The 10,629-nt window shown below is 48.3% G+C and carries 13 protein-coding genes, 1 tRNA gene and 2 pseudogenes; 2 read left to right on the top strand and 14 right to left on the bottom strand.

Annotated elements, in window-relative coordinates:
* The 3 genes and pseudogenes from JDF658_RS14635 to JDF658_RS13045 all read right to left on the bottom strand — a co-directional run.
* Nucleotides 1-263 (bottom strand): annotated as a pseudogene (locus JDF658_RS14635) (hypothetical protein); the annotation flags it as partial.
* A 79-nt stretch (nt 264-342) separates the two neighbouring features.
* The gene (locus tag JDF658_RS13050; protein ID WP_079907957.1) at nt 343-549 is read right to left on the bottom strand and encodes a DUF4160 domain-containing protein; all 207 of its coding nucleotides are present in this window, start codon (nt 547-549) and stop codon (nt 343-345) included.
* 20 nt (nt 550-569) lie between these two features.
* Nucleotides 570-645 (bottom strand) — tRNA-Ala (locus JDF658_RS13045).
* A gap of 145 nt (nt 646-790) precedes the next feature.
* Between JDF658_RS13045 and JDF658_RS14915 the strand changes: the two genes are divergently transcribed.
* Entirely contained in the window at nt 791-1,237 is a 447-nt protein-coding gene (locus tag JDF658_RS14915) for a helix-turn-helix domain-containing protein (protein WP_079907955.1), read from the top strand.
* Between the two features lie 481 nt (nt 1,238-1,718).
* Nucleotides 1,719-2,114, top strand: a complete 396-nt coding sequence (locus JDF658_RS14910; protein WP_242946684.1) for a hypothetical protein — start codon at nt 1,719-1,721, stop codon at nt 2,112-2,114.
* 419 nt (nt 2,115-2,533) lie between these two features.
* Here JDF658_RS14910 and JDF658_RS13030 read toward each other — a convergent pair whose 3' ends face one another.
* The 11 genes and pseudogenes from JDF658_RS13030 to JDF658_RS14905 all read right to left on the bottom strand — a co-directional run.
* A complete protein-coding gene (locus JDF658_RS13030) occupies nt 2,534-3,214 on the bottom strand; it encodes a CBS domain-containing protein (protein ID WP_079907951.1) in 681 nt (226 codons plus the stop codon).
* Nucleotides 3,215-3,324: 110 nt separating this feature from the next.
* Nucleotides 3,325-3,921, bottom strand: coding sequence for a YdcF family protein (locus tag JDF658_RS13025; protein ID WP_159071816.1), 597 nt, complete (start codon nt 3,919-3,921; stop codon nt 3,325-3,327).
* Nucleotides 3,912-4,208 carry a hypothetical protein gene (locus JDF658_RS13020; protein ID WP_078664195.1) on the bottom strand — a complete coding sequence of 99 codons (297 nt, stop codon included), beginning with the start codon at nt 4,206-4,208 and terminating at the stop codon, nt 3,912-3,914. The genes JDF658_RS13025 and JDF658_RS13020 overlap by 10 nt, the downstream gene beginning before the upstream one ends.
* An 83-nt stretch (nt 4,209-4,291) precedes the next feature.
* On the bottom strand, nt 4,292-4,822 hold the full coding sequence (locus tag JDF658_RS13015; protein ID WP_079907950.1) for a GerMN domain-containing protein: 531 nt from the start codon (nt 4,820-4,822) through the stop codon (nt 4,292-4,294).
* A complete protein-coding gene (locus JDF658_RS13010; RefSeq protein ID WP_078664197.1) occupies nt 4,815-5,243 on the bottom strand; it encodes a hypothetical protein in 429 nt (142 codons plus the stop codon). The genes JDF658_RS13015 and JDF658_RS13010 overlap by 8 nt, the downstream gene beginning before the upstream one ends.
* Nucleotides 5,244-5,302: 59 nt before the next feature.
* A complete protein-coding gene (gene murJ, locus JDF658_RS13005) occupies nt 5,303-6,862 on the bottom strand; it encodes a murein biosynthesis integral membrane protein MurJ (protein ID WP_079907948.1) in 1,560 nt (519 codons plus the stop codon).
* The gene (locus tag JDF658_RS13000; protein WP_079907947.1) at nt 6,844-7,782 is read right to left on the bottom strand and encodes an SDR family oxidoreductase; all 939 of its coding nucleotides are present in this window, start codon (nt 7,780-7,782) and stop codon (nt 6,844-6,846) included. Before JDF658_RS13000 ends, murJ begins: the two co-directional genes overlap by 19 nt.
* Nucleotides 7,783-8,618: 836 nt before the next feature.
* Nucleotides 8,619-8,708: pseudogene (locus JDF658_RS12995) on the bottom strand (transposase); the annotation flags it as partial.
* Nucleotides 8,709-8,977: 269 nt separating this feature from the next.
* Complete coding sequence (locus JDF658_RS12990) at nt 8,978-9,172, bottom strand: hypothetical protein (protein ID WP_079907945.1); 195 nt, start codon at nt 9,170-9,172, stop codon at nt 8,978-8,980.
* A 533-nt stretch (nt 9,173-9,705) separates the two neighbouring features.
* Complete coding sequence (locus tag JDF658_RS12985) at nt 9,706-10,020, bottom strand: nucleotidyltransferase domain-containing protein (protein WP_079907943.1); 315 nt, start codon at nt 10,018-10,020, stop codon at nt 9,706-9,708.
* Between the two features lie 95 nt (nt 10,021-10,115).
* The coding region (locus JDF658_RS14905; protein WP_242946683.1) for a UTP--glucose-1-phosphate uridylyltransferase at nt 10,116-10,629 on the bottom strand (514 nt) is incomplete at its 5' end.

Here is a 10,629-nt window from a genome sequence, read left to right as displayed (position 1 = left end):
GACCGATAGGAGTCGTCCTGCTCGCCCAGGACTTCCTGAGCAGACTGGGAAGGCAGGAGCCTGTACCAGCGGTTGATTTTAAGCTCCCGGCACTGCTCGGAGAAACCGGGTATTCTGCCAGTTTCGTTCCAGACAGTGTGCCGGTGGTGGTTGGCCACATTCCACAGCCTGGTGGCGGAAAAACCCAGCAAGCCCAGGAGCAGGGCGTCCTGGTCGGAAAGGTTGACGACTTTCGCCCTGGCTGTGAGGGTCTGCGTTGGCATGTCGTTACTGCACTTCTTTTTGCGTGCCAGCTCAAATCACCCTCTTATGTTTCTATTCCATAGCTATATTATACCAAATTTATGCAAAACCCGGAGTCTGATATTTTTCAGCCCATTCCTTTACTAACTTTATTGCTCGGTTAGGTAAATCTCCTTCGATCATTTCGAGAGTAGAAATTTCAAACATCCCTACCCTCTCCCCACAAATAGCATGAAAATGGGGAGGCAAATGAGCATTAAAAAACATTTTAATAACAATACCATAGAATCTGGCAATCTCGGGCACAAACAACCCTCCAAAAAAATTGGTGGACGTGATGGGACTTGAACCCACGACCTCCAGAGTGCGATTCTGGCGCTCTCCCAGCTGAGCTACACGCCCACTTTTGCTCAACGTTATTTATTATAGCGAGGAGTGCCAGCAGGGTCAACCCCTGCTCCCTTGCTTTTGTGATTATCTTGTGATAATGTCACCTTGTAAAGTATTTTGATAAAATGTCACTATGAGAAACGAGGTGCGTTATCTAATGACACAAAAACAACTAAATAGGTACAAGGTAATTTCTTCCTTAATTGATGGGAAACTATCAATCAGTGAAGCAGCTATGAGCTTAGGTCTTAGTGAACGCCAGATTAAGCGCCTTAAAAAAGGAGTGATGGAACAAGGGCCGGCGTTCCTTATCCATAAAAATACAGGTCGTAAGCCGCAGCATGCACTCACTGACGAGATTAAAAGCAAGATTATCTCATTGAAACAATCCGATAAGTACAAGAACGCCAATTTCAAGCACTTTATGGAGCTTCTGGAGGAGCACGAGGGAATAACCATAAGTTATTCCTGTCTCCACACTATTTTGACCAAAGCAGGCATTAACAGCCCTAAGAAACGAAGGAGATTTAAACCTCATCGCCGCAGAAAGATAAGGCCTCAGGAAGGCCTCCTTATACAAATGGATGCCACTCCTTTTGAATGATTTGGCACTAATGAAAAGTTTGCCCTCCATGGTGCAATTGACGATGCTACCGGGAAAATAGTAGGGCTCTACCTGGCCAAGAATGAATGCTTGCAAGGATATTTTGAGGTAACCTGGCAAATCGTTAACAAGCACGGTATTCCAGCAAGTATCTACGCAGACAGACACTCAATTTTTCTCTCCCAAAACGCTTCAAGGCTTACGATTGAGGAGCAATTGCAAGGCAAAGTTGTTAACGACACCCAGTTTGGCAGAGCTATGAAAGAACTAGGTATAACCCTTATTCCAGCACGTTCACCCCAAGCCAAAGGTAGAGTAGAGTGACTATGGGAAACGCTTCAAAGCAGGCTCCCTGTTGAATTCAAAATAGCCGGTATTACCACTATTGATGAAGCTAATGAGTTCCTATCTCAATATATAGAGAAATTTAACAGTTAGTTTGCAGTGAAAGCTTTAGAGCCCGAAACTGCTTATAGGGCGCTTGACCAAAACATTGATATTGGCTATATACTATGTGTTAAACAAAAAAGAACCATCGATAATGGGGGCGTATTTTCTTTCTATAACAGGCATTTTAAGGTTATCTATAAAGAAACCAATCCTATTCCGCCACGTACGGAGGATAGATGTATTAATAAGTCCGGTTTTTGGTGTAAAAGTGCAATACAAAAACACTGTATATGAAACGATCCCCTATGTTAAGCCACAAAAGACGCAAAAACCAAAAACTGAAGCTACTGAAAGAAAGCCCTATATACCTCCAGATACGCATTACTTTGAGTATGGACACAATCTGGTTAAAAGACTTACCTACGAAGACAGTGACAGGGATATATTAAAAATGCTTGAAGAGATATTACTCCGAAAGTATGCTTAGCTTTGCCTGGATCTAATTTTTAGGAACCTTAACCGAACGTAATAACTACAATTGCCAAAGCCCGGTTAGGTTCTTAGCAGGAGGTGACATTTTGTGAACCCTTAGGCGAAGGACAAATACTTGATTATATCCTTTGCTACCGTGAAATGCGCTCTGTTCACCCTGGTGAAACGATATCTTATCGGGGTAAAATTTATAAATCACCCCTTGATTGTTTGCACACCTGGGCCGCGAATGAAATCAAAGGTGAGCGAAGCGAAGGCCCCTGGGCCTTTACCCTTGCTTATCTGTGGTAAAACTTGCTGCTGCGGTCAGGGATAAAGAGCATGGCCGCAAACACATAAGCGGTAAAGCCTGTCACAAACAATCCGATTAAGCCTTTTAAGATCATCCTCATTCTCCCCTTTCCTGTTTCTCTATTATAAATTATGCAACAAAGCCACTGCTCCAATCAACTTTTCTTCTGCTAAAACAGGAAAATAATTAGCCAGAACGGGACGGTTATTGATCTGCATTTTTTGATTATACAAAGCAATGCCATTTCTAGCTACTTTCAAAAGATCAGGACAGTTAAAGACTTCCTGAACTGGCTGCTCCAGGGCATCCTCAGCCTCTACTCCGCAGAGCTCACAGGCAGCCCGGTTGATGGTGGTAATGCGCCCCTCCCGGTCCACCGCCACCAGGGCATAGGGCAAAGAATCCAGCACAGCTATCAGATCCTGGGTGAAAAATTTGTATTTTTCACTGAAGGCATTGGCCAGGTCGGTCCTGGTCAACCAGCCTACCAGTTCCCCCCGGTCATTGACCACTGGCAATCGCCCTACCGGGATAGCCATGGCCTCCTCGGCCGGCATCATCTGGTTAATGGTAATGACATTGCGGGACATCAGGGCTTCGATGGGGGTATCCAGAGCCAGTCCCTGGGCCATGGCCCGCAAAAGATGGGTTTTGGTTAAAACCCCGGCCACCTTTTTGTTTTCCACCACCGGCGCCCCGTCAATCATGCGCTCGGCAAAGAGTTTGGCCACTTCCTGCAAAGTGCTGTTCTTGTCCAGTTTGATAACACCCCGGGTCATTATATCTTTTACCAGTACGCGCACAGCTTTTTCCCCCTATCTTATCCTACCCTTATTATAGTTATTTGCCCGGATAGTTAAAGTGCGAAAGGGCCAAACTGGCAGAAAAGGCCCCGAACTGTCGGTGCATGGGGTTAAATGGTTTTGCCGAAAACAAAAAACAGGTAATAAGTCAGGGCAACAGGCTCCCGCAGGTAATACTTACTGACAGTCCACCAGTCAAAAGGCATGGGAGCGGCCGCCAGGGAGTAGGTCATTCCCAGCCACCGGGCAGTAAGACCCGCCCGGAAGAGATGAAAGTTGTTGGTAACCAGTATGGCCCGCTGCCAGCCATGCTGTTGCATCAGGCGCTGGCTGTTAAGCACATTCTCCCAGGTGCTGGTGGAAACCTCATCGGTAATAATATCCTCTGCCCTGACACCGTGTTCTCTCAGCCACTGGGCCATAGCCAGAGCCTCGGTCAGTTTCTGGCCCTGGTCCAGGCCGCCACTGACAATCACTTTCCCCGCCAGCCCCTGCCGGTACAGGTCTGCCGCCACTTTCAGCCTTTCTGCCAGGATGGGGCTGGGCTTACCATTCCAGAGTTTGGCCCCCAGGACGATGATCACGTCTCCCCGCCCAGGTTGCGCCTTTTCCCCCTGCCAGATGACCAGTCCCAGCAAGGTCAGGTACCAGCTGGCCAGCAAAGCCAGTAACAAACGTCCGATTTTTTCCCATTGTTTCAGCCCCAAAACCCCCTTCCCGCATGGGCCAGCCAGGTACCTGCCGCCAGCCACCAGGGCGAAAGGCGCCGGCCCTCCAGGCGCCATTTCAGATAGCCCGCCTGGGCCAGCCAGAGTAAACCAGCCCCTGCCTGCCACCAGCTCCAGCCCCAGCGCCAGGCCAGCAACCACCAGGCCAGAGCCAGCATCAGGCCCAGACCGGCCAGCCGGTCCCAGAAATCCCGCCAGATATATATAGCTTCCAGCCTTTCCTCCAGCAGCAAAGCCAGAGCGGTAAAATCCAGGAGAAAAAACATCGTTTTATACCTCCTGCCTCTATTTTACGCATTCCAGCCGGACCAGGTCAATAAAAAAGAAACAGGTCGATTCCCTCGACCTGTCAGGGTTTATCGATCATGTCGGGATTGCGTTTAAACGGGCGGGTGGTATCAGCGTGGCCCCAGATGGCTTCATTCTTTTCCCCTTCCACCAGAAACTGCACTTCCCGCACTTCCGGCAGTTCAGTCAGGCTGGTAACCAGGGAATAGATGGTCATGGCTTCCCCGGCCGTCCCACCCGGATGGTTGACCTGAATCTCCCGGGAAAAATTGAGGGTAAGCAGTCCCTTTTCCAGTTTCCAGTCCAGCAAGCGGGTCCCAGGAGGAATAGTGGGAAAATGGCCTTTTACCCGCGGGCCATTGATCAATTCCTGCACAATCACCGGTACCAGAGCCTGGTCCGGCTCAACCTGCACCTGGCGGCGCTCCGGGGTTACCTTTTCCGCCTGCATATCAGCAAAGTACAACGTGATTTCCCGGGTCACCGTATTCGGAGGCGCAGCAGGGGGTGAGCCGGCCTGCGGCCGGCCCAGACAACCGCCCAGCAGCACCAGGGCGGCAATAATGGCTGTCCACTGCCAGAACCTAGACATTTTCCATAGCCTCAGGCACAGTGTAATAACCCCGCCGCGGCCGCACGATTTCCCCCTGCTTGGCCATCTCAGCCAGATAAACCAGGAGCAAATCCTTGCTACGAGGAGTCAGGCCCTGATCAGTAAGGCTCTGCAGAATCTGGGCTGCCGCCAGGGGCATGGGGGAGTTTTGCAAAACTTCCACCACCTTGGCCCGCAGGTCCTTGCCCCCCAGTGAATTGGGATCATGGGCCCGCGGCGTCCGCGCCCGCTTTCTGGCCTGAGCCTCTTCCAGCTCATCCAGAATTTCAACGCCTTTGGCCAGATATTCCAAAGCCTTTTTCAGCTTCTTTTCCTCATCGGCCAGGGCTTCCAGACGTTCACTCAGTTGACCTTGCATGTCCAGAATGAGTTTTTTCAGTTTTCTGCCTTTTCCTTTCACGACTCCCAACTCCTTTAAATAAAAGTTCCCTTATATAGGATATGCAGAAGCCATAAAGTTTAAACCTTTAAGAAGGAAATTTTTAATTTTTTTCCCGCCCAGCTTAAAAGCTCCTGCAATTCCGTCACCTTTAACCACCAGAGAGCCAGAAAATACACCCCTGCCCCCAGGACAATATCCAGTCCTACCCGCAGGACCAGGCCCCAGTGCTGACTGCCCCAGCGGGCCAGCAGCAGGTCGCAGCCCTTCACAGCCAGGGCCATGGCCAGCACTGCCACCACCCCTTTGCCTGCTGCTATCCAGACAGGGCGGTAGCTGAGCCGGGGCGCCTTGCCTTTCAAGCGCCAGCCCAGGTAGAGGATCATCAGATTGGAAGCCAGGGAAGTAGCCAAAGCGATACCACTCAGGCCCATCAGCCTGACCAGGATCGCATTGAGGCCCACGTTCAGCAACACCGTCATGATCCCGTTAGTCAACGGAGTAAGCGTATCCTGCAGGGAATAAAAGGCCCGGCTAAAAATCTCCCGCAGGGCAAAAGCCAGCAAACCCAGGGACAAAAAGGCCAGCGCTTCGGCAGTCATGGCTGTAGCCCTGCTATCAAAAGCCCCCCGTTCAAAGAGCAGCCGCACTATGGGCTGAGCCAGCACCAGCAATCCCACCGCCATGGGCAGGATAATATAGATGTTAATGTTAATAGCCCGCAACAAATGGTCGTTGAAAGCCCCCCAGTCCCGGGCTGCACCGGCCCGGGATAGGGTAGGAAAATAGACACTGGCAATAGCAGAAACAAAGAGACCGAGGGCAAAGCTGTTCAACCGGGCAGCATAGTCCAGGGCAGAAATGCTGCCTTCGGCCAGGGAGCTGGCAAAAATGCGGTCCACCAGGGTAGATACCGTCCAGACTGCGGTCCCGATAATCACCGGCACCGCCAGTTTCAGCATCCGCTTCAGGTATGGTTCCCGCCAGTCCAGGACAGGCCGAAAGCGAAAACCGTACCTGACCGCCACTGCCAGCTGGTAGAGCACCTGGCCGCCATAGGCCAGCAGCAAGGCCAGCACCGCTCCCTGCACTCCCAGCCAGGGCACCAGCAAAATCAGGCCGGCGATAATGATGATATTAAATACCACCCCGCCCAGCAGAGGCCTGGCAAAGACATGGCGGAAATTGAGGTAACCGGTGGTCAGGCCAATAAAGCCCAGCAGCACAATACAGGGCATTAACCAGTAGACCAGTTCCACTGTAAGCTGATAGGTTTCGGCCTTAAAGCCGGGTGCAATCAGTTTCACCAACCAGGGATTGAGGAGCATGCCCAGCCCGGCGAAGACCAGGGCAATAACAGTGATGGAGTTGGTGACATTGGCGACATAGCGGTTTAGTTCTTTCTCCCCCCGGCTGGTTTCCAGTTCAGTCAGCAGGGGTATAAAGGTGTTGCCCAGGGCAGCTGCGATGATGTTAAACAGCATCATCGGGATAAAGGATGCCACCTTGAAGGCATCCCCGGCCGCTGTCGCCCCCAGCTGGGCGGCGATTACCGTTTCCCGGCCAAAACCCAGGATCTTGCTGAGCAGGCTGACCACTACCATGCCGGCAGCTGCTCTGGCTAATCGGCCCTGAGACATGCCAGCATCAGCTCCAATCCCTGACGCAAACTGTAACGGGCTCGCCAGTCCAGTTCCTGTTCTGCCCGCTGTGGATTAAAATAGCTGTGGCGGATATCGCCCGGCCGGGCCGGAGCCAGCCGGTAGGACGGTACCTCCCTTTCTCCTGACTCGCGCAACAGCTCCGCCAGAGTCCGGTAAAGCTCCAGCACACTGGTAGCCTGTCCAGTGCCGATGTTGTAGATCCCGCCATCGCCCCGTTCCAGAGCGGACAGGTTGGCAGCTACAACGTCAGCAACATAGATGAAATCCCGGGTCTGCTGGCCATCGCCATAAATCACCGGCTCCTGGCCTTTTAACAGGCGGTCGGTGAAAATGGCCACCACCCCGCCCTCACCGGAGGCATCCTGGCGGGGACCATAAACATTGGCATAGCGCAGGGCAGTCCAGCGCAGGCCATAAAGCTGGCCATAGAGGGCCAGGTAATGTTCAGGAGTATGCTTGGAGACGCCATAGGGAGCAAGGGGTTCTACCGGATGAGCTTCATCGATGCCCAGATACTGAGGTTCCCCGAAGACCGCAGCGGAAGAGGCATAGATCAGCTTTTCCACCCCTGCCTCGCGGCAGGCTTCCAGGACATTGAGGGTACCCAGGATATTGACTTTAGCATCCAGGATGGGATCAGCCAGGGAGGTCTGGACATCGATTTGCGCCGCCTGGTGGAAGATATAACGGGGTTTGAGTTCTCGTACCAGCTGCCGAAATTCGGGAGCGGTGATGTCAAGTTTGTGAAAATTTTCCCCTTTATGAGGTAAATTAAGCAACTTGCCTGTGCTCAAGTTGTCTGCTACTGTTACTTCATAGCCCTGTTCCAGCAAAGCTTCGGTCAAGTGGGAGCCAATAAAACCGGCCCCACCGGTAACTAAAACCTTTGTTGCCAAAATGCTACCTCCTTAGATACTAATTTAGAAATATTATACCAAACTCTGGCGGATTTTTCTATTCAATTCTGGGAATTTCAAGCAAAAAATTGCAGAAAAAATAGCCTCAAGTTGAGGCTAGAGTCTATTAATTATTTTTCTTCTGCAATGCTCTTATATACTGAGGAATTGGCTTTTTAACGATTCTGATTGCCACATTTAATCAAAGCAGTGCTTAATGAAGGCTATTTTTATTGGTATTATTTCTTTGGTAATATTAGGAACTTAAAAATAGGCATATGAACAGAATTTTTGTTTTAGTCACTTTAAAAAACTAATTTTAGACAGTCTTTATCTTCAATTTTTTATCATTTAAGTTCTTGATTACTAATGCTGATGCCAATAAAACAATAGCATTTATATATGCATGTGTTGTAATCTTTTCAATACCTCTAACGTGGGTATAGCTTAGAGTCAGTTTATCTCTGTCTTCAATAAGGTATTATAACTGCAGCGCAAAATATGGATGAAAATAGGTAGCCACAACCAGACCGCTTACTTTACAATATCTGGTCAGGGGGATTCCATATATTCTCCATCGTCAACCCTCCCATGTCTCACAGGGTCTTTGCCCTAAATTCCTTCGTTCTGCCTGCTCTGGATATGGAATGTCAGAAATGCTTCTATTCAGGGTCTATGCCCGCATGGATGTTAACCTGACTATCCCGACTCCTAATTTTTAAACAAGAAATACGGAATCCCTTTCCTTGTTGTATAGTACTGATGCAGTTTGCGAAATTCATTCCTTTATGTCTCCCTGAGCTGTTTTCTTTTAGATTTAGCCCTGCCAGTTTTTAAATTTGCCGTGGATGGCTGAATCTTTTTATATCTCCTACTTCTGCTACAAAGCTGGCTACTACTACGCCTATGCCTTTAATTTGCAGAAGGGTTTCGTACCTGTGCCAATAACTCTTCTACAAGCTCCATATACTTTTGGCAAAAACTTGATAGATGCAGGCGTTCCCTTGGATCAGGTGGCTATTTTAGCTGGGCATTTTACTGCCGGAGGGATGCCGATTTGAAATCAACCATAATCTATACCCAGCCTGGGAAGCTGATCTATTAGTTGCAGTTGAAAAAAATTGCTTGGTAATAAGGTTTAACCTTAAGCAAAGTATACGTGTAACGGACACGAGCCATGCCTAAAAACTTGTCTTTAACTTTGGTTATTTTTGTTATTTATTTCATCTAACTGTTTTTCCAATAAACTAATTTTCCGTAATAATTCTTCCTGAAGAAACGGTTTATTTGAATCTTGTATACGTTTAGTCAGCAAAACTATAAAACCTGCTAAAGCAACAATTATACCCACAGAAGAAAGACCAAATAAGGCTATAAGATCGATACTCATTAATTTATCCTCCCTCTCCCGAAAAATTTCAACTTATAACCAAACCATGTAATTTTATTGCCAAAAGAGTCTAGTTTTGCCCCCCATGTAGCATTTTCTGTTTTATCTGCTTATCTCAATTTCCATAAATTGTTCGAAGGGAAATAGACTTTCTTGGATAATTTACAAGCGACTTCATTACTTGGAGAAATTTTCCCGGGTTGGTTGCTTTAAAAATTTTCCATTCATGGGGTGAAGTCTTTTTTTATACCATCAAAAAGTATTGATTTATCTTGGTTTCAGATTTCTGAAAAAAAATCTCATACTAAGTTGTAAACTGCTTCGTCTATATTAATCGCCAATATTGCATCCTCTTTGGTGGCTTCAGGAAAATCACCCGGATATCGGCTTTCTACACACCATTCTGTGAGACATTCAAGTTCATGCTCAAAAAAAGCACTAGCATTTACCCCCGGTAACAACTCAGCCAAATGGCTTTTGCGGTTCGTAAGTATTTATAAGCATAATTGAACCATTTTATATAAAAAAGTGAGTTATCTTCCATAGTAAATCCTACCCTCTTCAAGAGCGTTTTTATATACTAAACCGTTGATATTTTTATATCTGGAAATTTCACTTTTACTCATAACTATAACATCTTTAGGAACAGCAAAACCTCTGAGTGATTTTCTTATTTCTACCTGTAATGACCTTTTATTGGGAATTTCATCAGGCATAATGACTAAAAAATCTATATCGCTATCCTCAACAGTTTCTCCCCTGGCCCATGAACCAAACACTATTATTTGCTCTGGATCAAATTTGATCCGGATGGTGCTTACCATTTTTTGAATTATATCTTGATTCATATTGACCACTACCTTTAGTTTAAGTAGATAATAGCATTATAACACATCCAGGGAATTCTAGCAAAAATTGCAGAAAAAAAAGCCTCAAGTTGAGGCTACAACTGTACCTTTTTCTTCTCCACCAGTTCTTCCAGATACTTTTCCACCTGCTCCCGCAAATCCTCCCGGCGCAAGGCCAGTTCCACCGTTGCCTGGATATAACCCAGCTTATCGCCAACATCATAGCGTTTGCCAGTGAAGATGCAGGCGTGAATACGCCGCTTCTGGTTCAATTTGCGCAGGGCATCAGTGAGCTGGATTTCGCCCCCTACCCCTGTTTCCTGGGCCTCCAGGATAGGGAAAATATCCGGAGTCAGGACATAACGGCCCATGATAGCCAGCCGGGAAGGAGCTACCTCCGGGTCAGGTTTTTCCACCAGGTCCCGAACCGGCAAGCAGTTACCACCGGTATGCTCCACATCCACAATGCCATATTTCCGGGTATCAGCCAGAGGCACCGGTTGCACTCCTACCACCGGTTCCCCGGTCTGGTAATAGACCTCCAGCAACTGGGCCAGACAGGGCGGTTCCCCAACCACAATATCATCGCCCAGCATGACAGCAAAGGGC

Origin of the sequence: Carboxydocella sp. JDF658, from assembly GCF_002049395.1 — a bacterium.
GTDB lineage: Bacteria > Bacillota.
Note: the sequence above shows the minus strand (reverse complement) of the source record. Positions and strands in the feature narration are given on the sequence as shown.

Bases quoted from the DNA above. Each gene is read 5' to 3' on its own strand.
- JDF658_RS14915 (WP_079907955.1), top strand. From the start codon at position 791: ATGACACAAAAACAACTAAATAGGTACAAGGTAATTTCTTCCTTAATT.
- JDF658_RS13020 (WP_078664195.1), bottom strand. From the start codon at position 4,208: ATGTTTTTTCTCCTGGATTTTACCGCTCTGGCTTTGCTGCTGGAGGAA.
- JDF658_RS13015 (WP_079907950.1), bottom strand. From the start codon at position 4,822: ATGTCTAGGTTCTGGCAGTGGACAGCCATTATTGCCGCCCTGGTGCTG.
- murJ (WP_079907948.1), bottom strand. From the start codon at position 6,862: ATGTCTCAGGGCCGATTAGCCAGAGCAGCTGCCGGCATGGTAGTGGTC.
- JDF658_RS12990 (WP_079907945.1), bottom strand. From the start codon at position 9,172: ATGAGTATCGATCTTATAGCCTTATTTGGTCTTTCTTCTGTGGGTATA.
- JDF658_RS12985 (WP_079907943.1), bottom strand. From the start codon at position 10,020: ATGAATCAAGATATAATTCAAAAAATGGTAAGCACCATCCGGATCAAA.